Source organism: Serratia sp. AKBS12, from assembly GCF_024793895.1.
In the GTDB taxonomy this organism is placed as follows: Bacteria; Pseudomonadota; Gammaproteobacteria; order Enterobacterales; family Enterobacteriaceae; genus Serratia_F.
Map to the genome: position 1 here is coordinate 1 of NZ_JANUSB010000007.1, position 24,319 is coordinate 24,319.

The window sequence follows — 24,319 nt, forward strand, 5'->3', positions numbered from 1 at the left end:
CGCATTATAGGGAGTTCTCAGAAGGCCGCAACCCCTAATTTCAAAAAACTTTTCAAGCGCGGCTTTTTTCGACAAAAGTGATGAAAAAGGGTGTTTTTTCGGCAGTTTTTCAGCAAAACAGCCACTAACGCCGGCTGACAGTAGAGTAAAATGACAATAACGATGTAAGCCAAGGATCCGCAGCCATGCAATTTAATGCTCAACAACGGGCCGCCCAACGTAATCTTTCTTATCTGTTAGCGGAAAAACTCGGTCAACAGATACTCGCGGGCGAATTTGCTGCGGGCAGTATTCTGCCCGGAGAGATGGAATTGGCAGAAGCCTCAGGCGTCAGCCGTACCGCAGTGCGAGAAGCGGTGAAAATATTGGCGGCGAAAGGCATGTTGTTGCCGCGCCCACGTATTGGCACCCGCGTTATGCCGCAAAGCCAGTGGAATTTCCTCGACCAGGAGCTGCTCACCTGGTGGATGACGCGGGAAAACTTTGATCAGGTCATGCAGCATTTCCTGATTATGCGCACCTCGCTGGAACCACAGGCCTGCGCGTTAGCGGCAACCCACGCCAGCAAACAACAAAAAGCACAGTTAGAAACGCTGATGGCGGAAATGCGCGCGCTGCATGGCGAATTCGATCGCGAACGCTGGATACTGGTCGATACGCAATTCCACCAGCTTATTTATAAAGCCAGCGGTAATCCGTTTCTTACCTCATTCGCCAACCTGTTCAATTCGGTTTACCAAAGTTACTTCCGCGCCATTACCGGCAATGAAGTGATTAAGCTGCCGCACCATCAGGCGATTGTGGATGCCATTCTGGCCGCCGATGGCAACGCCGCGCTGGCTGCATGCCAGGTTCTGTTAAACGAGAAAAATCCGTCTTCTATATAGATAGAGGAAAACAACGTGCCGACAATCAACCAGGAACCGTAATGACAAAATCCGCGCGCAGCATGGCAGGGTTACCGTGGATCGCCGCCATGGCGTTCTTTATGCAGGCGTTAGATGCCACCATTCTTAACACCGCCTTACCGGCAATTGCCCACAGTTTGGCGCGCTCACCGTTGGCAATGCAGTCGGCAGTCATCAGCTATACGTTAACCGTCGCGATGCTGATCCCGGTCAGCGGCTGGCTGGCAGACCGCTATGGCACCCGACGGGTGTTTATTATCGCCGTCTTGCTGTTTACCCTGGGGTCATTGCTGTGCGCCCTGTCGCCCAGCCTGAGCTTCCTGGTCATTTCGCGCATCGTACAGGGCATTGGCGGTGCAATGATGATGCCGGTGGCTCGGTTGGCGTTGTTGCGTGCCTACCCACGCAGTGAGCTGCTGCCGGTGCTCAACTTTGTCACCATGCCGGGGCTGATTGGGCCAATCCTCGGGCCGTTGCTCGGCGGCTGGCTGGTGACCTACGCCACCTGGCATTGGATTTTCCTGATCAATATTCCAATTGGTTTGCTCGGCATTCTGTACGCACGCAAATACATGCCGGATTTCACCACGCCGAAACGGCCATTTGATTTCGTCGGATTTATGCTGTTCGGACTTAGCCTGGTGTTGATTTCCACCGGGCTGGAACTGTTCGGCGAGCGGGTAATGGCCAGCTATATTTCACTCGGCGTGCTGCTGAGCGGGTTTGTCGTGCTATGGGGTTATATCGCGCACGCCCGTCGCCACACCCAGCCGCTGATTGGCCTGGACCTGTTCAAGACTCGAACCTTTTCGGTCGGCATTGCCGGCAACGTGGCATCACGACTCGGAACCGGCTGTGTACCCTTCTTGATGCCGCTGATGTTGCAGGTTGCTTTTGGCTATTCGGCGATTATTGCCGGATGCATGATGGCGCCAACAGCCGTAGGTTCGCTGATGGCAAAATCCACCGTAACCCAGGTCTTACGCTGGTTTGGCTATCGTAAAACCCTGGTCGGCATTACCCTGGTTATCGGGGTACTGATTGCCCAGTTCGCCCTGCAAAGCCCGGGAATGTCGTTATGGCTGTTGATTGTGCCGTTGTTTGTACTCGGCATGGCGATGTCGACCCAGTTCACTGCGATGAATACCATCAGCCTGGCAGACTTGAATGACGGCAATGCCAGCTCCGGCAACAGCGTATTGGCGGTCACTCAGCAGTTATCGATCAGTTTTGGCATTGCGGTGAGCGCAGCGGTACTGCGTTTTTATGATTCGCTGTCGATCGGCACCATGATCGACCACTTCCACTATACCTTTATTACCATGGGCATCGTCACCATGGTATCGGCCTTTGTGTTCATGCTGTTACGCAAAAAGGACGGACGCAACCTGATTACCGGCAAAGAGAAGCGCGAACAGCCGGCGAAGACGACAGGTTAACGACGGCCGACCGAGGCTCGCTCCACCAGCTCAGGAGTCAGCACCAGCACCTGGGCGTCACGAGCCGGGTTTTGCAGGCGATTGATTAACGCGTCAATCGCCAGTTCGCCCAATGAATCTTTCGGTTGATGAATGGTGCTCAACGGCGGCGCTAAATATTTCGCCAACTCGATATCATCGTAACCCATTACCGCCATATCCTGCGGTACGCGTAACCCGGCCTGAAACAAGGCCTGATAAACGCCAACCGCCACCGCATCGTTACCGGCAAATACCGCATGCGGAGGGGTATCCAGCGCCAATAGCTGCTGCATGGCGCGCACGCCGCCTTCAAACTCAAAGTCACAATGCACTTCATAGCCTGGCAGGATCGCCAAACCGGCACGTTGCATAGCCCGGCGATAGCCCTCCAGGCGATGGCGAGCGGTAGTTTTGTCCTGCGGCCCGGCAATGCAGGCAATATGGCGATAACCGCGCGCAATCAGGTGATCGGTAGCCATTTCGCCACCCAGCAGCGAGTTATCCTGAATAATATCGTTGGCACCTTCAAACGGCGCCCAATCCATCATGACAATCGGCAGCGAAGGATAACGGCTCAGCGCCTCCTGAGAGGGGCGGTGGTTTTCGGTACACATCAGCAACAGCCCATCGACGCGTTTTTGCAGCAGGGTTTCCATGCTGCGATTCATACGCGCCGCGTCCTCTTCGGTATTACACAGAATCAGGCTGTAGCCACGCTCATAACAGCTTCGCTCTACCCCGCGCACTACCTCGGCGTAAAACGGGTTGTTGCTGGCGGTCACCAGCATGCCGATGGTACGCGTCTGGTTGATCTTTAGGCTGCGCGCCAGCGCGGAAGGCGCATAGTTGAGCCGTTCGACGGCCGCCATGACCTTGCCGCGCACGCTGTCGCTGACAAAACGATTATTATTGATAACGTGCGAAACCGTAGAGGTTGAAACGCCCGCCAGGCGGGCGACATCTTTCATGGTGGCCAAGGCGTTTACCTCTGCTGTTGCAAGAAGGCGTCGATCTCGGCACGCCAGGGTACCGAAGGCTGCGCGCCCGCACGCGTAACGGCAATAGCCGCCGCCGCATGCGCGAACCGCACCGCATGGTGCATGGACTGTCCTTCCAGCAACGCCGTCAACAGCGCGCCGTTGAAGGTGTCGCCAGCGGCGATGGTGTCGACTGCCTTGACCCGAAAGCCCGGCACCAGCTTGCCGTCACCGTTTTCACTCAGCCACACGCCACGGCTGCCGAGGGTGATCAGCACCGTTTTGATGCCTTTATCATGCAGCACGCCGGCAGCACGCGCCGCATCAGCATCATTATTGACGGCAATACCGGTCAAACGCTGCGCTTCGGTTTCGTTGGGAGTAATCATGTCGATCATGGCCAACAGTTCGTCCGGCAATTCCCGCGCCGGTGCCGGGTTGAGGATCACCTGGGTAGCGTGCTGTTTTGCCAGCCGCGCCGCGGCGATAACGCTTTCCAGCGGCGACTCCAGTTGCATCAGTAGCGCCGTAGCGTCGATCACCGACTGCCGGTAACGTTCAAGATATTGCGGCGTGAGCGCCGCGTTGGCGCCAGCATCGATGCCAATCACATTCTCACCGTCACCATTAACGAATATCAGCGCTACGCCGGTGGTACTACCATCGATGGCTTCAACAGGTTGGGTATCAATGTGGTCAGCGGCCAGCTGTTGGCGAATGCGTTCGCCAATATCATCCGCCCCCACGCAGGCAATAAAGGCGATATCCGCGCCGCTGCGGCCGGCAGCCACAGCCTGGTTGGCGCCCTTACCGCCAAACGCCACCTTATACTGCTTCCCGATCACCGTTTCGCCCGGCCGGGGGAACTGGTCGACATTAAGGATATGGTCAGCATTGATGCTACCCAGAACCACCAGCTTTCCTGTTTCCATCGCTTTGTTTCCTGCTTGCAGTGCGTGCCACCGAACACGCCCGTTCCGGCGGCACGCTAACACACTTATTGAGTGACCAGTTTCAGATCTACCGGGATAGTAGCCGGTACTTTCTCGCCTTTCAGGACTTTATCGGCGGTTTCGACGCCGATAACGCCGATCTGATCCGGACGCTGCGCCACGGTTGCCGCCAGTTTGCCACCTTCAACCGCTTTCACCCCGTCGGCAGTGCCATCAAAGCCCACCACCACCACGTCGGTTTTACCGGCGGTCTGCAGTGCGCGCAGGGCACCGAGCGCCATTTCATCATTTTGCGCGAACACCGCCTGAACCTGCGGGTGTGCAGTCAGCAGGTTCTGCATTACGTTCAGACCCTTGGTACGGTCGAAATCGGCTGGCTGGCTGGCCAACAGCGTGAATTTGTTCTGTTCCAGCGACTGTTTGAAGCCTTCGCCCCGCTCACGCGCGGCAGAGGTGCCGGCAATCCCTTCCAACTGAATCACCTTGGCGTCGGTCCCTACCTTCTTGGCGATAAAGTCACCGGCCATTTTACCTCCCACGCGGTTATCCGAGGCGATGTGGCTGACCACCTCACCTTTTGACGCCACGCGATCGAGCGTAATTACCGGGATTTTAGCCTGGTTGGCCATTTTAATGGCATTGCCGACCGCATCAGAGTCGGTTGGGTTGATCAACAGCAGCTTCGGGTTCTGCACCATCAGATCCTGCACGTTGGCCAATTCCTTCGCCGGATTATTTTGTGAATCCAGCACTACCAGGTTGTAACCCAGCTTGTTGGCTTCCTGTTGCGCGCCATCCTTCATTGAAACAAAGAACGGGTTATTCAACGTGGATACCACCAGCGCGATGGTGTCTTTCGCCAGCGCGTTAGCGCTCAGAGTGGCGCTCAGCGCAAAAGCTGAAGCCAGAACTGCCAGTTTTTTCATTTTCATGGTCGTGATTCCTGTAGGGGGAGGTTACTTGTTACTTTTATTGTCTACCAGAACCGCCAGCAGTATGACTACCGCCTTCACGATCATTTGGTAGTAGGAAGAAACACCCAGCAAATTCAGTCCATTATTCAAGAAGCCGAGGATAAGCGCACCGATCAGCGTACCGACGATCCGTCCTTTACCGCCCGCCAGGCTGGTACCGCCCAGCACCACCGCGGCGATGGCGTCCAGTTCATAACCGGTGCCGGCGGTCGGTTGCGCAGAAGAAAGGCGAGCAACTTCGATCACCCCGGCCAGCGCTGCCAACAGGCCGCACAGCGAATAAACGATGATCTTGACACGGTCAACGCTGATGCCGGACAGACGGGTCGCCGCTTCGTTGCCTCCCAGAGCGTAAATATAGCGGCCCAGACGGGTATGGTGCAGCATGTACCAGGCGGCAATAAACACGATGGCCATGATCCAGATCGGCGTCGGCACGCCCAGCGGACGGCCGATGCCAAACCAGCCGAAGGTATCCGCCACGTCGGTAAAGCCGGTATTGATCGGGCTGCCGTTGGTGTACACCATGGTCACCCCGCGCAGCAACAGCATCATGACCAGCGTGGCGATAAACGCCTGTACTTTGCCTTTGGCGACGATCACGCCGGTACAGGCGCCTACCGCGGCCCCCAGCGCCAGCGCGGCGGCAACCGCCACCACGGCGTTGACTTCAAATCCGACGATCGACGCGGCAACCGCGCCGGTCAGGGCCAGTAATGACCCCACCGACAGATCGATGCCGGAGGTCAGAATGACCAGCGTCATGCCGACCGCCATAATGGCATTCACCGAGGTCTGTTGCAGAATGTTGAACAGGTTGTTCACGGTGAAGAAGTTCGGGCTCATGGATGAAACCACGGCGATCAGCACCAGTAGCGCAATCAGCGACTTCTGTTCTAACAGCCATTCTTTACTGAACCAGCGCTTAGCTGCGATAGTCTGGGAACTCATATCTGATTACTCCTGCCTTACGCCGTATTGCTTGCCGACGGCCGCAGCCATCAACGCTTCCTGAGTAGCCTGCTCAATCGGGAATTCCCCGCTGAGGTGGCCTTCATGCATCACCAGTACGCGATCGCTCATCCCCAGCACTTCCGGCATTTCGGAAGACACCAAAATGATGCTGAGCCCTTCCTGTTTAAACTGGTTGATCAACTGGTAGATTTCTTTTTTGGCCCCGACGTCGACGCCACGCGTCGGTTCATCAAGGATCAACACCTTCGGCCGGGTCATCAGCCCACGGGCGATCGCCACTTTCTGCTGGTTGCCACCGGAAAGCAGGCCGATGGGCTGATCCATTGAAGGGGTTTTTACATTGAACAAACGAATGAAGTCCCCGACAGCCAGCCGTTCTTCCGCATGCTTAAGCCCACCGCCGGCGCGGCTGAAATAACGCAGGGCGGTCAGCGACATGTTTTCCTTCACCGACATGCCCAACACCAGCCCGTCACGCTTACGGTCTTCCGAAATGTAGACGATACCGTTGGCCAGACCGTCCTGCGGAGAATGGGGGTTCACCTCGCGGCCGTCCAGGGTGACGCTCCCGCTGCGGCGCGCGGCGGCGCCGTAAAGAATCTTCATCAGTTCGGTGCGCCCGGCGCCCATCAAGCCGGATACGCCAAGGATTTCGCCCTGGTAGAGATCGAAACTGACGTCATCTACCCCGGGACCGGAAAGGTGGCTGACCTGCAAACGCTTGTTACCGCGCGGCAAATTCAGGCGTGGATACTGCTCTTCCAGTTTGCGGCCAACCATCATTTCGATCAGCGAGTCTTCGTGTAGATCGCTGACCGGACGTTCGGCAATAAACTGTCCGTCGCGGAACACCGTAACGTCATCGCAGATTTCAAAAATCTCTTTCAGGCGGTGCGAGATGTAAACAATACCGCGCCCTTCCGCTTTCAGTTCGTTGATAACCTTAAATAAAGAGGCGGTTTCGGTGTCGGTTAGCGCATCGGTCGGCTCATCCATAATGATCACTTTCGACTCGAAGCTCAGCACCTTGGCAATTTCCACCATCTGCTGATCTCCGATCGACAGCTCGCCCACCAGCCGGTGACTGCTGTAACGCAAGTTGAGCCGCGCCAACAGTTTGTCGGCTTCGGCGTACATGCGCGGCCAGTCGATACGGCCAAACCGGTTGACGAACTCGCGGCCAAGAAAGATGTTCTCCGCAATAGTCAGCTGCGGGATCAGGTTCAATTCCTGGTGAATAATGCCGATGCCGGCGTCCTGCGAATCTTTTGGGCCATGAAACGCCACCTCTTTGCCGAGAAAATGCTGGCTGCCGGCGTCTTTGCTGTAGATACCAGTCAGCACTTTCATCATGGTGGATTTGCCGGCACCGTTTTCACCCACCAGCGCCATCACCCTGCCGGGATAGACGCTGAGCGCTGCGCCGGACAGAGCTTTCACGCCGGGGAAGGCCTTATCAATCCCTTTCAGTTGCAATAAAGGTTGCATAAATGCCTCAGAAAGTTACGCCGGCGCACAGGATCACGTTCGCGTACGGCGAACATTCGCCACTGCGTATCACCGCACGACTGTGTTCGGTTTGCGCCTTGAATTCGGCATGGCTGATGTAGCGCACGCTGACGGTATTGCCCTGTGCCTGGCCTAGTTGTGCCAATTGCGCCAGCAGAGCGTCATGGAGCGATGGGTTTTGCTTGACGATCTCCTCCGCCAGCAGAGCGCTTTCGACCTGCATTTCCTGCGTTACCGTTGCAAACACCTGCAAAAACGTCGGCACGCCTTGTGTCAACGCCAGATCGATGCGCGGTGTTGCAGCCGGAATCGGCAACCCGGCATCGCAAATGGTTATCTGGTCGGTATGGCCCAACCGCGCCACCAGCGCAGAAATGTCAGAATTGAGTAGCAGACCTTTTTTCATTTATCACTCCACGTTACTTCGTGAGCGAAACGTTTCGCTCGCCATAGAGTGTAAAAAATCGGCAGGGGAAGGCAACGGTGAATAGTGGGAAATGTGATCGCTATCGAAACGTTTCGCTCACGCTGGGCAAACGATACAAATGAAAAAGGCTCTGCACGGTGGCAGAGCCTGGTTGCACTCCGGCGAAATCAGATCTCGACCTGGGTACCCAGTTCGATCACCCGGTTCGGAGGTATTTCGAACTGATCCGGTGCGCGCAGCGCATTGCGGCTCAGCGCGATAAACAATTTACCGCGCAGGAACAGATACCACGGTCGCTTGGTGAGGATCAGCGATTCGTGCGACATGAAGAACGACGTTTCCATCATGCGGCACGGCAACCCTTCCAGCCCGCAGCGATGGAACACTTCCTCCACGTTTGGCGTTTCACGCCAGCCGTAGCTAGCCACTACACGCCAGAAGCTCGGCGACAGCTGTTCAATGGTCACCCGACGCACGTTATGCACATAGGGCGCGTCTTCGGTGCGCAGCGTCAGCAGCACAACACGTTCATGCAGCACTTTGTTGTGCTTGAGGTTATGCAGCAGAGCAAACGGGATCACATTAATCGCCCGCGACATAAACACTGCGGTGCCCGGCACGCGTACCGGTGGCGATTTTTCCAGCGATGCGATCAGCGCCTCCAGGGAATTGCCATGTTCATGCATCCGGCGTAGCAGGCGGAAACGCTCGCTCTTCCAGGTGGTCATCACGATAAACATCACCAGACCAATGGTCAGCGGTAGCCAGCCGCCCGAGAACAATTTCAACGCATTGGCGGAAAACATCGGTACGTCAATAAACAGCAGAATGGCTAAAATGCCGACGGCCAAAAAGCGGTTCCAGTGCCAGTTCTTGATCGCCACCGAGGTCACCAGAATGCTGGTCAGCACCATGGTACCGGTTACCGCGATGCCGTAGGCCGCCGCCAGGTTGCTGGAATGTTCAAAGCCGAGGATCACCAGCACGACCGCGATATACAGCATCCAGTTCACCACCGGAATGTAGATCTGACCGGACTCCATTTCCGAGGTATGGATAATGCGCATCGGTGACAGATACCCCAAACGCACCGCCTGACGCGTCAGGGAAAACACGCCGGAAATCACCGCCTGTGAGGCGATAACCGTGGCCAGCGTCGCCAGTATCAGCAGTGGAACCAGTGCCCAGTCCGGCGCCAGCAGGAAGAACGGGTTTTTAATCGCCTCGGGATCTTTCAGCAACAGCGCACCCTGGCCAAAATAGTTGAGCACCAGTGACGGCAATACCACGGTAAACCAGGCCAGGCGAATCGGGAACTTGCCGAAGTGCCCCATATCGGCATACAGCGCTTCCACCCCGGTAATTGCCAGCACCACCGCACCCAGCGCGAAGAACGAGACTTTTTTGTATTCGAGGAAAAAATTCAGCGCCCAGCTCGGGTTCAGCGCTTGCAACACTTCTGGATTGGCGATGATGCTGCGTACGCCCAGCACCGCCAGCGTCAGGAACCAGACCAGCATCACCGGCGCGAACAGTTTGCCGACGCTACCGGTACCGTGTTTCTGGATGACAAACAGCAGGGTCAGCACCAGTATCGACAGCGGGACAATAAAGGGATCCAGCGACGGTGCGGCGATTTCCAGCCCTTCAATGGCCGACATCACCGAGATAGCCGGGGTGATCACCACTTCGCCATAAAAGAAGCTACCGCCGATCAGACCGAGGATCACCAGCACGGCGGTCGAACGCGCGGTGGTATTGCGCCCGGCCAACGACATCAGGGTCAAGATGCCGCCTTCGCCGGCGTTGTCCGCGCGCATTACATACGTCAGGTACTTCAGTGAGACGATGATCACCAGCATCCAGAAAATCAGCGACAAAAAGCCGAAGACCACATCGGGTCGGACATCAAAACCATAATGGCCAGAGAAACACTCTCTGAGGGTATAAAGCGGGCTGGTGCCGATATCACCGTATACCACGCCGATGGCCGCCAGGGTTACTGCGGATAAGGACTGCTTGCGTTCTGTGCTCATATGCGTTTCTTTAACTAGAACAACCGTTAGCGATGCATCCGCATCAACCAGGGATACGGGCTCTAAGATCCGTTACGTCCACCAAAAGGCGCACAGTATGCACGAATTATCCTGCTTGCCTACCCTTTAATATGGCGCGAAAAAATCACAAAATGTGAGTGGGCAACCTTTTTGATAATAGAAAAATTTTACTAATCAACAAGCTATACCATTAAAAATAATGGTGGTTTATTATCGGCTTCTCGAACAATATTGGCTAACTCTCGGACAACGCGGCAAAATTATGGCGTCTTCATCACTTTTGGCAGAACGAATTTCCCGTCTCAGCAGCGCACTGGAGAGCGGCCTTTATGAACGGCAGGAGGCGATTAGGCTATGCCTGCTGGCGGCCTTGAGCGGCGAGAGCGTATTTTTGCTTGGCCCGCCGGGTATCGCGAAAAGCCTGATCGCCCGTCGCCTGAAGTTTGCCTTTCGCAGCGCCCGTTCGTTCGAATATTTAATGACGCGTTTCTCCACGCCGGAAGAAGTATTCGGCCCATTGTCGATTCAGGCGCTGAAAGACGAGGGGCGCTATCAACGTCTGACCGCCGGTTACCTGCCGGAAGCGGAAATCGTTTTTCTTGATGAAATATGGAAGGCCGGGCCGGCGATCCTCAATACCCTGCTGACCGCCATCAACGAACGCCGCTTTCGCAACGGCAACAGCGAAGAGCCGATCCCGCTGCGCCTGCTGGTCACCGCATCAAATGAGCTGCCAGAATCCGACAGTAGCCTGGAAGCGCTGTATGACCGCATGCTGATCCGCCTGTGGCTGGACAAAGTGCAAGACAAGCAGAATTTCCGCGCACTGTTGACCAGTCGACAAAACGACAGCCACAACCCGGTACCGGACGCGCTGAGCGTCAGTGATGAAGAGTATCATCAGTGGCAGGCGCAGATTGACAGCGTCGCGCTGCCGGAAAGCTGTTTTGATCTGATTTTCCAGCTGCGCCAGCGGCTGGATGCGTTGGAACAGGCGCCTTACGTTTCTGACCGCCGCTGGAAAAAAGCGCTGCGCCTGTTGCAGGCCTGCGCCTTTTTCAGCGGCAGAGACACCATTGCGCCAATCGATCTGATGCTGCTGAAAGACTGCCTGTGGCACGATATGACCTCGTTGAAGCTGATCCAGCAACAAATCGACCAGTTGCTGACCGAACAGGCTTATCAACAGCAGTCCCTGTTAATCCAGCTCCAGCAAATCCATACGCGCTGGATGCAGCACCAGCAACGGCAAAGCGATCGCCAGGCCATCAGTCTGGTGAAGAAGGGCGGCATGTTCAGCCGCAAGCCGCAATATGCCCTGGCCACGCCGCTGAGCGGCACCACGTTGACGCTGCTGTTGCAAAAACCCCTGCAACTGCATGATATTCAAGTCAATCACCTCAGCATCGACATCAGTGCACTGGAAAGCTGGTTGCAAAAGGGTGGCGAGGTACGTGCCAAGCTGAACGGCATCGGCTTTGCCCAGCAAATCGATCTGGAAGTCGATGAACAATTGCATCTGGCGGTGCTCGACGTCAGCCGCCAGCCCTCATTGCTGGCATTGCCCGGCAAACAGACCAGCGCCACGCCGCCGGAACTGCTGGAGGAAATGGAAACGCTGGCGCAGCGGTTGGCCGAACAGCGCCGATTGTTCAGCCAGCATCAGCCATGCCTGTTTACCGCTGCGGCCGGTTTGGCGAAGATTGAGGCCAGTCTGTTGCAGGCCGCCGAGCAAATCAAACAGCAGCACCAGCAAATGCGCGGCCACTAACCATGCTCAGCCTGGAAACGCTCGACCTGTTGCTGGCGATCACCGAAGGCGAACTGATCGAAGAGATGATCGTCGCCATGCTGGCGGCACCGCAACTGTCGGTATTCTTCAAAAAATTTCCGGCGATTCGACGCGCGCTGGATCGCGATTTGCCACGCTGGAAGTTACAGTTAAAAGAACGGATCCATGAGGCAATGGTTCCCCCGGCACTGGCGCAGGAATTCTATCGCTATCAGCAGTGCCAACTGGAAAACAACGGTCAGTTTTACCATAACCTCAACGACACGCTGGATCTGCTACGCCAACTGGTGTCGCCGTTTTACGAACAGGCGTGCAAGCTGGTGGATGCCGCCGATTTGCCTAACCACCCGCTCGACGACAGTTTTCAGACGCTATTCCTGCAACGCTGGCGTATCAGTCTGACGCTGCAAGCCACCATGCTGCACCACCAGTTGCTGGAACAGGAGCGCGAACAGTTGATGGCGGAACTGCAGGAGCGCTTGGCGTTAAGCGGGGCGCTGGAGCCGGTGTTGGCGGAAAACGACACCGCCGCCGGGCGGCTGTGGGATATGAGCAAAGGGCAATTGCAACGCGGTGACTATCAGCGGCTGGTGGAATACGGCAACTTCCTGCAAACGCAGCCTGAATTGAAACAGCTGGCGCAGCAGCTCGGCCGCAGTTATGAAGCCAAAGCGGTACCGCAGCAGGACGCGGTGCCGGAACCGTTTCGCGTGCTGGTACAGGTACCGGCCACCCTGCCGGAAGAAGTGAACGGCGTGCATCAGAGCGACGATATCCTGCGCTTGCTGCCGGCCGAACTGGCGACGCTGGGCGTCGACGAGCTGGAGTTCGAGTTTTATCGTCGACTGCTGGAAAAGCGTCTGCTGAGTTACCGCCTGCAGGGCGACGCCTGGCAGGAAAAGGTGGTGGTACGTCAGGTTACGCATCAGCAACAGGATCGGCAGCCGCGCGGGCCGTTTATCGTCTGCGTCGATACTTCCGGTTCGATGGGCGGTTTCAACGAACAGTGCGCCAAGGCGTTTTGCCTGGCCCTGCTGCGCATCGCGCTGGCGGACAATCGGCGCTGCTATATCATGCTGTTTGCCAACCAGATTGTGCATTATGAACTCACCGCAGCCAGCGGCATTGAACAAGCGGTACGTTTCCTTGGGCAACATTTTCGCGGCGGTACCGATTTGGCAGCCTGCCTGAGCGCAACGGCGGGGAAAATGGCGGAAAGCGGCTGGTTTGACGCCGACGCGGTGATCATTTCCGACTTTATTGCCCAGCGGCTGCCTGAAGAGGTAATAAAGAAGGTAAGGCAACAACAGCAAAGCCACCAGCAACGTTTCCATGCGGTGGCAATGTCGGCGTATGGCAAACCCGGCATTATGCGCATTTTCGATCATATCTGGCGCTTTGATACCGGGTTAAAAAGCCGTTTGATGCGCCGCTGGCGGCGCTGAGATTTACAGTAATCCTTCCACCACGTCGCGCAGTTCCGGCGACCACACGCCACATTGCACCTGGCCGATATGCGACAGTTGTAGCAGCAGCATCACCAGACGCGACTGACCAATACCGCCCCCAATGGTCTGCGGCATTTCACCGCGCAGCAGCGACTGATGCCATTCCAGCGCCAGACGTTCGCCGTCACCGGTCTGCGCCAGCTGACGTTTAAGCGCTTCGGCGTCGACGCGGATGCCCATTGAGGAAATCTCGAACGCGTCTTCCAGCACCGGGTTCCACACCAGGATATCGCCGTTCAGCCCAGCCAGACCATCCGCCGACGGCGTGGTCCAGTCATCATAATCCGGTGCGCGTACATCGTGCGATTTGCCGTGCGACAATGCGCCGCCAATGCCAATCAGAAATACCGCGCCCAGTTCTTTGGCTATCGCGCGTTCACGCCCTTTGGCATCCAGCTGTGGGAAACGCTGCAACAGGGTTTCGCTGTGCACAAAATGGATCTGTTCCGGCAGGAACGGCGCCAGGCCATATTCACGGCTTACCGCCGCTTCCGTTTCCTTTATTGCCGCATAAATGTGGCGTACGGTGTCTTGCAGGTAATCCAGGTTACGTTGACCGTCGCCCATCACCCGTTCCCAATCCCACTGATCGACATACACCGAGTGGATGGCGCTCAGGCGATCTTCATCCGGGCGCAGTGCTTTCATATGGGTATATACGCCTTCGCCGGCGCTAAAATCATGGCTGCCGAGGGTTTTACGTTTCCACTTGGCCAATGAGTGCACCACTTCAAAGCTGGCGTCCGGCAACGCCTTGACCTTTACCTGTACCGCTTTTTCACTGCCGGAAAGGTTGTCCTGCGTGCCATCACCCAGGCGGCTGAGGATCGGTGCCTGCACTTCGATCAGGCCCAGCTGCTGTTCAAGCTGGCGTGAGAAGAAGGATTTGACGAAGCTGATTTGTTGTTGCTTTTGGATAAACCGTTTTTTCATTGCCGTTACTCTCGAAATCTGTGTCTGTTGCTAACGATTAAGCAACACATACGGCACCACATTCAATAACCCACAAACAATATTGCCTTTTCACTTTTAATCGTTCATTTTTAGACGGTGATAATTCTATAAACAATAATCAACGGGGGATTAAATGGCAGAAATTTATCAGATCGATAATCTCGATCGCGGCATCCTCAACGCCTTGATGGCCAATGCGCGCACGGCGTATGCCGAACTGGCAAAAACCTTTGCCGTCAGCCCCGGCACCATCCACGTGCGGGTAGAGAAAATGAAGCAGGCGGGGATCATTACCGGTGCGCGGGTCGACGTGAACCCAAAACAGCTGGGTTATGACGTCTGCTGTTTTATCGGCATCATATTAAAGAGTGCCAAAGACTATCCTTCAGCACTGAAAAAGCTCGAAAGCCTGGAGGAAGTGGTGGAGGCGTACTACACCACCGGCCACTACAGCGTGTTTATCAAAGTGATGTGTCGCTCAATTGACGCATTGCAACAGGTACTTATCAACAAGATCCAGACGATTGATGAGATCCAGTCGACAGAGACGCTGATCTCGCTGCAAAACCCCATCATGCGTACCATCAAGCCGTAGCGCATAATTTACTATACCCATATTATCCACAGGTAGATCCCAGCCGTTTCACAGCGTACAATGCTGCCTCTTTGGCAAGATTGGGATCGTTCATTCATGGCAGACATTACGCTGATCAGTGGCAGTACGCTTGGCAGTGCTGAATATGTAGCTGAACATTTGGCTGAAAAACTGGAAGAAGCCGGTTTCTCCACCGAAATGCTGCATGGCCCTGAGCTGGATGAATTAACGCTGTCCGGTCGTTGGCTGGTGGTGACCTCAACCCACGGCGCCGGGGAGTTGCCGGATAATCTGCAACCGCTGTTGGAACAGATTACCGAACAACAACCCGATCTTTCCCGCGTGCAGTTCGGTGCAGTCGGTTTAGGCAGTTCCGAATACGACACCTTCTGCGGTGCGATCGTCCAGATCGACGATCTTTTACAGGCGCGCGGCGCGAAAAGGATCGGTGATCGTCTCGAGATCGACGTCACCAAACATGAAATTCCCGAGGATCCGGCAGAAGAATGGGCCAAGAATTGGATTAATTTACTCTAATTCGTACAAAGATCGCGCTAACGATTGTGTATAACTACGCTTAAAAGCAGGGTAAAACCGGTAGTTATCCAACTAACAACCGCAGTACGCTTTTCATGCTGTGCATAAGTCACCATTTAGATCCCAGCTTATAAGCCGCAGGATCACCGATCATTCACAGCTAACGATCCTCCTTAATGCGCTGATCTACATGATGAATAATCGGTTATCCACAGAGGATCGCGATCCTAATAAGAGATCTAATAAAGAGATCTTTAAATAAAAAAGATCTTCTTTTAATTACCGACGATCCGCACCACTTGGTCGATCGTCTAAACTTGAGTAGAATCCCCACCCCGGGCAAATAACGGTCGTTGGCAATACGGCGAGGTGCAGTTCCATGTTTTATCCAGATCAATTTGACGTCATCATCATCGGTGGTGGCCATGCCGGTACCGAAGCCGCCATGGCTGCGGCACGCATGGGACGTCAAACGTTATTACTGACGCACAATATCGATACGCTGGGACAAATGTCTTGCAACCCGGCGATTGGCGGTATTGGCAAGGGGCATCTGGTAAAGGAAATTGATGCACTTGGCGGCCTGATGGCCACGGCGATCGACCATGCCGGTATTCAGTTTAGGATACTAAACGCCAGCAAGGGGCCAGCGGTTCGCGCTACCCGAGCGCAAGCCGACCGCGTGTTATATCGCCAGGCAGTTCGTAGCGCGCTGGAGAACCAGCCGAACCTGACTCTCTTCCAGCAGCCGGTTGAGGATCTGATTGTCGAAAACGATCGTGTGGTCGGTGCCGTTACCCAAATGGGTCTCAAGTTCCGTGCCAAGGCGGTGGTGCTTACCGTGGGTACCTTCCTGGACGGTAAGATCCATATCGGCCTGGAAAACTACAGCGGTGGCCGAGCCGGCGATCCGCCGTCCATTTCGCTGTCACAGCGCCTGCGTGAACTGCCGCTGCGGGTTAATCGCCTGAAGACCGGTACACCGCCACGCATTGACGCCCGCACCATTGATTTCAGCGTACTGGCTGAACAGCACGGCGATACGCCGACGCCGGTGTTTTCGTTCATGGGCAATGCCGGCCAGCATCCGCAGCAGGTACCGTGCTATATCACGCATACCAATGAAAAAACGCACGACGTGATCCGTAACAACCTCGATCGTAGCCCAATGTACGCCGGGATCATCGAAGGGATCGGCCCACGTTACTGCCCGTCGATCGAAGACAAGGTCATGCGCTTTGCCGATCGTAACGCGCACCAGATCTTCCTCGAGCCAGAAGGCTTGACCAGCAACGAAGTTTACCCGAACGGTATTTCCACCAGTCTACCGTTCGATGTGCAGATGCAAATCGTCCGCTCGATGGAAGGCATGCAAAACGCGCGTATCGTGCGACCTGGTTACGCCATCGAGTACGATTTCTTCGATCCGCGCGATCTGAAGCCAACGCTGGAAAGCAAATTCATCCAGGGTCTGTTCTTCGCTGGGCAGATCAACGGCACCACCGGTTATGAAGAGGCCGCAGCCCAAGGCCTGCTGGCCGGTTTGAACGCTGGCCGCTATGCCGTTGATGACGAAGGTTGGTCGCCACGCCGCGATCAGGCTTATCTCGGGGTGCTGGTGGACGATCTGAGCACCCTCGGCACCAAAGAGCCGTACCGCATGTTTACTTCACGCGCGGAATACCGCCTGATGCTGCGTGAAGACAACGCCGATCTGCGGCTGACGGAAAAAGGCCGCGAACTGGGCCTGGTGGACGACGTTCGCTGGGCGCGCTACAGCGAAAAACTGGAACTGATCGAACGCGAGCGTCAGCGTCTGCGTGACGTTTGGGTGCACCCGCACTCCGACCATGTCTCGCAGGTGAACAGCCTGCTGAAGGCTCCGCTGTCACGTGAAGCCAACGGCGAAGAGCTGTTGCGCCGGCCGGAAATGGACTACGCCCAACTGACCGCCGTTGACGCCTTCGCACCGCCGTTGGCCGATACGCAGGCCGCCGAGCAGGTTGAAATCCAGGTAAAATACGAAGGTTACATCGCTCGTCAGCAAGACGAGATCGACAAGCAGCAACGCAATGAAAATACCGTATTGCCGTTGGATCTGGATTATCGCCAGGTTTCCGGTTTGTCGAACGAAGTGATCGCCAAGCTGAATGACCACAAGCCAAACTCGATCGGCCAGGCTTCTCGCATCTCTGGTATTACGCCGGCGGCGATATCCATTCTTTTGGTGTGGTTGAAAAAACAGGGGTTGTTGCGCCGCAGCGCATAAATCGACGTTTTCAGCGGTCGTTTGCCTAACGGATGTACAAACGGCCGCTGACATCACTTCCAGCCTGAACTATCATAGTCGCCTCGTTTGGTCAGCCCGGTTTGCTGACAGTATCGCGCCCGTCAGAGGATTCCGTTGTGGACAAAAAGTTAGACTCGCTGCTCGCTGCGGCCGGTATTTCACTTCCCGATCGTCAAAAACAGCAGTTGCTGGGGTATGTCGGCATGCTGGACAAGTGGAACAAAGCCTACAATCTGACGTCGGTGCGCGATCCGCAGCAAATGCTGGTTCGCCATATTCTCGACAGCATCGTGGTTAATCCGCATCTGGCAGGTACGCGTTTTATTGACGTCGGCACCGGCCCTGGATTGCCCGGTATTCCGTTGGCCATCGTTCGTCCTGATGCGCATTTCACCTTGCTCGACAGCCTGGGCAAGCGCGTACGCTTCCTGCGTCAGGTGCAGCATGAACTGGGATTGAATAATATCGAACCGGTACAGAGCCGCGTAGAGGCGTTTGTGGCCGAGCCACCGTTTGACGGTGTCATCAGCCGCGCGTTTGCTTCATTGCAGGATATGCTGGCATGGTGTCACCATCTGCCGGCGAAAGGGCAGGGGCGTTTTTATGCGTTGAAAGGCGTTCGTCCTGATGAGGAGCTGGCTCAATTGCCCGCAGGCGTTGCGCTTGAAACGGTGATTCGTTTACAGGTGCCTGAGCTGGCAGGGGAACGTCATTTGGTGATACTTAAGGCCAACTAAGTTTGTTTTTGATCAAAACGGCGTCAGATTGTTTGGCGATAGCCTGAATAACTTAGCGCGCTAATTAATTGTCTGCTTTTTTTAGTTAATTTACTTTTTATTAACACAAAAGCCGCAGCTAATTCGCGACAATAGCGTAATTGCAGTAGGAAATAGTTTCGTTAGCAACCATGCGCACAGGTTTTGTATTTGTCGATCGTGTTACGTGCTGGTTGCAATACCCTTCAGATAATGTCAATAAAATGTTTTTGTCGAGTGGAAAGGGTGTTTTCGAACGGTTAACGCATAATTTTTTGATTTATAATGTTTTTATTTCGCCCGATTAGCTAAAGACCGTGGGGTTACCGATGGTCTATAAAATAGCAGTGGTCATTATTGTGATCGGGTGCACGTTTTGTAGCGCAATGTTGAAATAATCAGACCATTAAATCGATGAGATTATTCCGACCGTTTTCTTGTGAAAATAGCCCTAAATGGGGAAAATTAAATAATTGTTCACCTTTTCGCTACTTATCGATTGAATTCGTTGGTGTGCCCCGTATAATTTGCTCGTTTTTTGCTGCTTGACTCAAAACGGCAAAGGCAGTTTTATACGTCACTCAGCATACCCCTTCAGGGGTACGGAGAGAACAAACGTCATGTCTGTGTCCCTTTACAGTGGGAAAGTTGCACGCAAACTGCTTTTTTTGCAGTTGATGACTTTTGTTCTGATCAGCGCTGCTTTCGGCCTTAAAAATCTGGAATGGAGCGGTTCGGCATTGGCGGGCGGTCTTGCTGCCTGGTTGCCAAATGCCTTGTTTATGCTGTTTGCCTTGCGCCATCAGGCGCAAACGCCGGCGCCCGGTCGGGTTGCCTGGTCGTTCGCCATTGGCGAGGGGCTGAAGGTCATGATCACCATCGTTTTGCTGATCGTGGCGCTGGGGGTGTTCAAAGCGGCGTTTGTACCGCTTGGCCTGACCTATTTAGCGGTGTTGGTGGTGCAGATAGTGGCACCCGCCGTGTTGAACAGTTACCGAAATTAACTCAATAAGGGTAGAGGCATCATGTCTGCAGAGGGATACAACAGTCCACAGGAGTATATCGGTCACCACCTGACGCAGCTTCAGGTCGGGACTGGGTTTTGGTCGATTAACCTCGACTCGATGTTTTTCTCCGTTGTCCTCGGGGTACTGTTCCTGGTGGTTTTCCGTCGGGTTGCCAAAAACGCCACCAGCGGCGTGCCGGGCAAACTGCAAACCGCAGTGGAACTGATCGTCGGGTTTGTCGATAGCAGCGTCAAGGATATGTATCACGGCAAGAGCAAGGTGATTGCTCCGCTGGCGCTGACCGTGTTCGTCTGGGTGTTCCTGATGAACCTGATGGACCTGATCCCGGTAGACTTCCTGCCGTACATCGGTACTCACCTCGGTCTGCCTGCGCTGCGCGTGGTGCCTACCGCTGACGTGAACGTTACCCTGTCGATGGCGCTGGGCGTGTTTATTCTGATCTTGTTCTACAGCATCAAAATGAAAGGCGTTGGTGGGTTCGTCAAAGAGTTGACCATGCAGCCGTTCAACCACCCTGTATTCATTCCAATCAACCTGATTCTGGAAGGTGTCAGCCTGCTGTCCAAACCTGTTTCACTGGGTCTGCGACTGTTCGGCAACATGTATGCGGGTGAGTTGATCTTCATCCTGATTGCCGGCCTGTTGCCGTGGTGGTCACAGTGGGTCCTGAGCTTGCCTTGGGCTATCTTCCACATCCTGATCATTACGCTTCAAGCCTTTATTTTCATGGTTCTGACGATTGTCTATCTGTCGATGGCATCTGAAGAGCACTGATTTTCTTAAAACACTTGCACTTTTAAACTGAAACAAACTGGAGACTGTCATGGAAAACCTGAGTATGGATCTGCTGTACATGGCTGCCGCTGTGATGATGGGTTTAGCGGCAATCGGTGCTGCGATCGGTATCGGCATCCTGGGTGGTAAATTCTTGGAAGGCGCTGCACGTCAGCCTGACCTGATTCCTCTGCTGCGTACACAGTTCTTTATCGTTATGGGTCTGGTTGACGCCATCCCGATGATCGCTGTTGGTCTGGGTCTGTACGTGATGTTTGCTGTCGCGTAAGCAGAGAATATCTCTGCGACTAACCATACTATTTAACTTTAAAAGAGGCATTGTGCTGTGAATCTTAACGCAACAATCCTCGGCCAGGCCATCGCGTTCGTCCTGTTTGTCTGGTTCTGCATGAAGTATGTATGGCCGCCAATTATGGCAGCCATCGAGAAGCGTCAGAAAGAAATTGCTGACGGTCTCGCTTCCGCAGAACGCGCCAAAAAAGATTTGGACTTAGCGCAAGCCAACGCGACCGACCAGCTGAAAACTGCCAAAGCAGAAGCTCAGGTGATCATCGAGCAAGCAAACAAACGCAAAGCTCAGATCATGGATGAAGCGAAAGCCGAAGCCGAGCAGGAACGTAACAAAATCGTGGCGCAGGCTCAGGCTGAGATCGAAGCCGAACGTAAGCGCGCTCGTGAAGAGTTGCGTAAGCAAGTCGCGATGCTGGCAATTGCCGGCGCCGAGAAAATCATCGAACGTTCCGTGGATGAAGCTGCTAACAGCGACATCGTTGATAAACTGGTCGCTGAACTGTAAGGAGGGAGGGGCTGATGTCTGAATTTGTTACTGTAGCTCGCCCCTACGCCAAAGCAGCTTTTGACTTTGCCGTTGAGCATCAAAGCGTAGAACGCTGGCAGCAAATGCTGGCGTTTGCGGCTGTCGTCACCCAAAACGAACAGATTTCCGAATTGCTGTCTGGCGCGGTTGCGCCAGAAACGCTGTCGAAAACGTTCATTGAGGTTTGCGGCGATCAACTCGACGAAAATGGCCAGAACTTTATCCGCGTAATGGCCGAAAATGGACGTTTACTGGTTCTTCCAGCGGTTTTGCAGCAGTTCATCGAACTGCGCGCAGCGCTGGAGTCTACCGTCGAAGTCGAGGTGCTCTCTTCGAGCGCGCTGAATGACGAACAGCAGGCCAAGATTGCCGCTGCGATGGAAAAACGTCTGTCACGCAAAGTTAAGCTGAATTGCAAAATTGACAAGTCTGTACTGGCCGGCGTAATTATCCGCGCTGGTGATATGGTGATTGATGGCAGCGTTCGCGGTCGTCTTGAACGCCTGGCAGACGTCTTGCAGTCTTAAGGGGACTGGAGCATGCAACTGAATTCCACCGAAATCAGCGAACTGATCAAGCAGCGCATTGCTCAGTTCAATGTGGTGAGCGAAGCTCACAATGAAGGTACTATCGTTTCCGTCAGCGACGGAATCATCCGCGTACACGGTCTGGCCGACGTAATGCAGGGCGAAATGATCGCACTGCCAGGCAACCGTTATGCAATCGCATTGAACCTGGAGCGCGACTCCGTAGGTGCCGTGGTAATGGGTCCGTATTCGGATCTGGCCGAAGGCATGAAGGTAAAATGCACCGGCCGTATTCTGGAAGTACCGGTTGGCCGTGGCCTGCTGGGCCGTGTGGTCAACACCCTGGGTGCGCCTATCGACGGCAAGGGCCCGGTTGAGCACGACGGCTTTTCTCCGGTAGAAACCATCGCGCCGGGCGTTATCGAGCGTCAGTCGGTCGATCAGCCGGTTCAGACCGGTTACAAATCCGTTGATGCCATGATTCCAATCGGCCGTGGCCAGCGTGAGCTGGTGATCGGTGACCGTCAGACCGGTAAAACCGCGCTGGCGATCGATGCCATCATCAACCAACGTGATTCCGGCATCAAATGTGTTTACGTCGCCATCGGCCAGAAAGCCTCCACCATCGCTAACGTGGTGCGCAAGCTGGAAGAACACGGCGCGCTGGCCAACACCATCGTGGTGGTCGCTACCGCATCCGAATCTGCAGCACTGCAATACCTGGCTCCGTATGCCGGTTGCGCAATGGGCGAATACTTCCGTGACCGCGGCGAAGACGCACTGATCGTTTATGACGATCTGTCCAAGCAGGCGGTTGCCTATCGCCAGATCTCCCTGCTGCTTCGTCGTCCGCCAGGTCGTGAAGCTTACCCAGGTGACGTTTTCTATCTCCACTCCCGTCTGCTGGAGCGTGCTGCGCGTGTTAACGCCGAGTACGTTGAGGCCTTTACCAAAGGCGAAGTGAAAGGGAAAACCGGTTCTCTGACCGCTCTGCCGATCATCGAAACCCAGGCGGGTGACGTTTCCGCGTTCGTTCCGACCAACGTAATCTCGATTACCGATGGTCAGATCTTCCTGGAATCCAACCTGTTCAACTCCGGTATTCGGCCGGCAGTTAACCCGGGTATCTCGGTATCCCGTGTTGGTGGCGCAGCGCAGACCAAGATCATGAAGAAACTGTCCGGTGGTATCCGTACCGCACTGGCACAGTATCGTGAACTGGCGGCATTCTCCCAGTTCGCTTCCGATCTGGATGACGCGACCCGCAAACAGCTGAGCCACGGTCAGAAAGTGACCGAACTGCTGAAACAGAAACAGTATGCGCCGATGTCCGTCGCACAACAGTCTCTGGTGCTGTTTGCCGCCGAACGTGGCTACCTGGAAGACGTTGAAGTCGCCAAAGTGGTGAGCTTCGAAGCGGCCCTGGTCGCTTACGCCGACCGTGAGCACGCCGAGCTGCTGAATCAAATCAACCAAACTGGGAACTTCAACGATGAGATCGAGGGCAAGTTGAAAAACGTCCTCGAGACCTTCAAGAAAACCCAGTCCTGGTAACGCGCAGCGGCCTGCTGTTGAAAGACAGCAGGCCGTCTGGCAATGAGGAGAAGCAGAGATGGCCGGCGCAAAAGAGATACGTAGTAAGATCGCAAGCGTGCAAAACACGCAGAAGATCACTAAAGCGATGGAGATGGTCGCCGCCTCCAAAATGCGTAAATCGCAGGATCGCATGGCGGCCAGCCGTCCTTATGCAGAGACCATGCGCAAAGTGATTGGTCACCTTGCGTTGGGGAATCTGGAATACAAGCACCCGTACCTGGACGAACGCGACGTCAAGCGCGTCGGGTATCTGGTGGTGTCTACTGACCGTGGTCTCTGCGGCGGCTTGAACATCAACCTGTTCAAAAAGCTGCTGGCGGAGATGAAAGGCTGGTCCGAAAAAGGCGTTGAAGCTGATTTGGCGCTGATTGGCTCCAAAGCGGCCTCTTTCTTTGGCTCCGTGGGCGGCAACGTGGTTGCCCAGGTGACCGGCATGGGGGATAACCCTTCCCTGTCGGATCTGATCGGGCCGGTGAAAGTGATGCTGCAGGCTTACGACGAAGGTCGTTTGGACAAGCTGTACATTGTCAGCAATAAATTTGTCAATACGATGTCCCAGGAGCCGCAGGTCATTCAGCTGCTGCCGTTACCGCCAGCCGATGACGGTGAGCTGAAGAAAAAAGCCTGGGATTACCTGTATGAACCCGATCCAAAAGTGCTGCTTGATACCTTGCTGCGCCGCTATGTGGAATCGCAAGTTTATCAGGGCGTCGTGGAAAACCTGGCCAGCGAGCAGGCCGCACGAATGGTCGCGATGAAAGCCGCAACCGATAACGGCGGTAGCCTGATCAAAGAGCTGCAGTTGGTATACAACAAGGCTCGTCAGGCCAGCATCACTCAGGAACTCACCGAGATCGTTTCGGGAGCCTCCGCGGTTTAACCAGG

Annotated in this window: 23 protein-coding genes; 15 read left to right on the plus strand and 8 right to left on the minus strand. The window is 55.0% G+C overall.

The genetic code is table 11. From position 1 onward, the window contains the following. Positions 1 to 185: 185 nt before the first annotated feature. Together NYE85_RS04610 and mdtD are read left to right on the plus strand one after the other, a co-directional pair. On the plus strand, positions 186 to 887 hold the full coding sequence (locus tag NYE85_RS04610) for a FadR/GntR family transcriptional regulator (RefSeq protein ID WP_259003277.1): 702 nt from the start codon (positions 186 to 188) through the stop codon (positions 885 to 887). A gap of 41 nt (positions 888 to 928) precedes the next feature. Next, positions 929 to 2,347 carry a multidrug transporter subunit MdtD gene (gene mdtD / locus NYE85_RS04615; RefSeq protein WP_259003279.1) on the plus strand — a complete coding sequence of 473 codons (1,419 nt, stop codon included), beginning with the start codon at positions 929 to 931 and terminating at the stop codon, positions 2,345 to 2,347. On the opposite strand, the gene rbsR is transcribed toward mdtD, so the two are convergent. The 7 genes from rbsR to kup all read right to left on the minus strand — a co-directional run bounded on the left by rbsR (position 2,344) and on the right by kup (position 10,219). Continuing rightward, on the minus strand, positions 2,344 to 3,345 hold the full coding sequence (rbsR, locus tag NYE85_RS04620; RefSeq protein WP_259003281.1) for a ribose operon transcriptional repressor RbsR: 1,002 nt from the start codon (positions 3,343 to 3,345) through the stop codon (positions 2,344 to 2,346). The genes mdtD and rbsR overlap by 4 nt on opposite strands. A gap of 5 nt (positions 3,346 to 3,350) precedes the next feature. Then, positions 3,351 to 4,277 carry a ribokinase gene (gene rbsK, locus NYE85_RS04625; protein WP_259003283.1) on the minus strand — a complete coding sequence of 309 codons (927 nt, stop codon included), beginning with the start codon at positions 4,275 to 4,277 and terminating at the stop codon, positions 3,351 to 3,353. Between the two features lie 65 nt (positions 4,278 to 4,342). Next, the gene (rbsB, locus tag NYE85_RS04630) at positions 4,343 to 5,230 is read right to left on the minus strand and encodes a ribose ABC transporter substrate-binding protein RbsB (RefSeq protein ID WP_259003285.1); all 888 of its coding nucleotides are present in this window, start codon (positions 5,228 to 5,230) and stop codon (positions 4,343 to 4,345) included. Positions 5,231 to 5,254: 24 nt separating this feature from the next. Continuing rightward, positions 5,255 to 6,223 (minus strand): ribose ABC transporter permease, encoded by a 969-nt coding sequence (gene rbsC, locus NYE85_RS04635; protein ID WP_259003287.1) that lies wholly within the window; start codon positions 6,221 to 6,223, stop codon positions 5,255 to 5,257. Positions 6,224 to 6,229: 6 nt separating this feature from the next. After that, positions 6,230 to 7,735, minus strand: coding sequence for a ribose ABC transporter ATP-binding protein RbsA (gene rbsA / locus NYE85_RS04640; RefSeq protein WP_259003289.1), 1,506 nt, complete (start codon positions 7,733 to 7,735; stop codon positions 6,230 to 6,232). 7 nt (positions 7,736 to 7,742) lie between these two features. Then, a complete protein-coding gene (gene rbsD / locus NYE85_RS04645; protein WP_259003291.1) occupies positions 7,743 to 8,162 on the minus strand; it encodes a D-ribose pyranase in 420 nt (139 codons plus the stop codon). A 188-nt stretch (positions 8,163 to 8,350) separates the two neighbouring features. Then, positions 8,351 to 10,219, minus strand: coding sequence for a low affinity potassium transporter Kup (gene kup / locus NYE85_RS04650; protein ID WP_004956870.1), 1,869 nt, complete (start codon positions 10,217 to 10,219; stop codon positions 8,351 to 8,353). 283 nt (positions 10,220 to 10,502) lie between these two features. On the opposite strand from kup, the gene ravA reads away from it, so the two are divergent. Both ravA and viaA read left to right on the plus strand, forming a co-directional pair. Then, entirely contained in the window at positions 10,503 to 12,011 is a 1,509-nt protein-coding gene (gene ravA, locus NYE85_RS04655; protein WP_259003294.1) for an ATPase RavA, read from the plus strand. A 2-nt stretch (positions 12,012 to 12,013) separates the two neighbouring features. Next, on the plus strand, positions 12,014 to 13,477 hold the full coding sequence (gene viaA, locus NYE85_RS04660) for an ATPase RavA stimulator ViaA (protein WP_259003296.1): 1,464 nt from the start codon (positions 12,014 to 12,016) through the stop codon (positions 13,475 to 13,477). A gap of 3 nt (positions 13,478 to 13,480) precedes the next feature. On the opposite strand, the gene asnA is transcribed toward viaA, so the two are convergent. After that, positions 13,481 to 14,473 (minus strand): aspartate--ammonia ligase, encoded by a 993-nt coding sequence (asnA, locus tag NYE85_RS04665; RefSeq protein WP_259003298.1) that lies wholly within the window; start codon positions 14,471 to 14,473, stop codon positions 13,481 to 13,483. A 154-nt stretch (positions 14,474 to 14,627) separates the two neighbouring features. Here asnA and asnC point away from each other — a divergent pair, with 154 nt between their 5' ends. The 11 genes from asnC to atpG all read left to right on the plus strand — a co-directional run bounded on the left by asnC (position 14,628) and on the right by atpG (position 24,314). Continuing rightward, entirely contained in the window at positions 14,628 to 15,089 is a 462-nt protein-coding gene (gene asnC, locus NYE85_RS04670; RefSeq protein WP_259003301.1) for a transcriptional regulator AsnC, read from the plus strand. A 96-nt stretch (positions 15,090 to 15,185) separates the two neighbouring features. Further along, on the plus strand, positions 15,186 to 15,626 hold the full coding sequence (gene mioC / locus NYE85_RS04675; RefSeq protein WP_259003303.1) for an FMN-binding protein MioC: 441 nt from the start codon (positions 15,186 to 15,188) through the stop codon (positions 15,624 to 15,626). A gap of 379 nt (positions 15,627 to 16,005) precedes the next feature. Beyond that, positions 16,006 to 17,895 (plus strand): tRNA uridine-5-carboxymethylaminomethyl(34) synthesis enzyme MnmG, encoded by a 1,890-nt coding sequence (gene mnmG, locus NYE85_RS04680; RefSeq protein ID WP_259003305.1) that lies wholly within the window; start codon positions 16,006 to 16,008, stop codon positions 17,893 to 17,895. Positions 17,896 to 18,032: 137 nt separating this feature from the next. Further along, positions 18,033 to 18,653 carry a 16S rRNA (guanine(527)-N(7))-methyltransferase RsmG gene (gene rsmG / locus NYE85_RS04685; RefSeq protein ID WP_259003307.1) on the plus strand — a complete coding sequence of 207 codons (621 nt, stop codon included), beginning with the start codon at positions 18,033 to 18,035 and terminating at the stop codon, positions 18,651 to 18,653. A gap of 638 nt (positions 18,654 to 19,291) precedes the next feature. After that, positions 19,292 to 19,675, plus strand: coding sequence for a F0F1 ATP synthase subunit I (gene atpI / locus NYE85_RS04690; protein WP_259003309.1), 384 nt, complete (start codon positions 19,292 to 19,294; stop codon positions 19,673 to 19,675). Between the two features lie 21 nt (positions 19,676 to 19,696). Then, entirely contained in the window at positions 19,697 to 20,473 is a 777-nt protein-coding gene (atpB, locus tag NYE85_RS04695; protein ID WP_004956906.1) for a F0F1 ATP synthase subunit A, read from the plus strand. A gap of 49 nt (positions 20,474 to 20,522) precedes the next feature. After that, positions 20,523 to 20,762 carry a F0F1 ATP synthase subunit C gene (atpE, locus tag NYE85_RS04700; protein WP_004093904.1) on the plus strand — a complete coding sequence of 80 codons (240 nt, stop codon included), beginning with the start codon at positions 20,523 to 20,525 and terminating at the stop codon, positions 20,760 to 20,762. Positions 20,763 to 20,819: 57 nt separating this feature from the next. Then, on the plus strand, positions 20,820 to 21,290 hold the full coding sequence (gene atpF / locus NYE85_RS04705) for a F0F1 ATP synthase subunit B (protein WP_004933804.1): 471 nt from the start codon (positions 20,820 to 20,822) through the stop codon (positions 21,288 to 21,290). 14 nt (positions 21,291 to 21,304) lie between these two features. After that, positions 21,305 to 21,838: a F0F1 ATP synthase subunit delta gene (gene atpH / locus NYE85_RS04710; protein WP_259003392.1), complete on the plus strand. Its 534-nt coding sequence runs from the start codon at positions 21,305 to 21,307 to the stop codon at positions 21,836 to 21,838. Between the two features lie 12 nt (positions 21,839 to 21,850). Next, on the plus strand, positions 21,851 to 23,392 hold the full coding sequence (gene atpA, locus NYE85_RS04715; protein WP_259003394.1) for a F0F1 ATP synthase subunit alpha: 1,542 nt from the start codon (positions 21,851 to 21,853) through the stop codon (positions 23,390 to 23,392). A gap of 58 nt (positions 23,393 to 23,450) precedes the next feature. Further along, positions 23,451 to 24,314, plus strand: coding sequence for a F0F1 ATP synthase subunit gamma (gene atpG / locus NYE85_RS04720; protein ID WP_004956916.1), 864 nt, complete (start codon positions 23,451 to 23,453; stop codon positions 24,312 to 24,314). Positions 24,315 to 24,319: the final 5 nt, after the last annotated feature.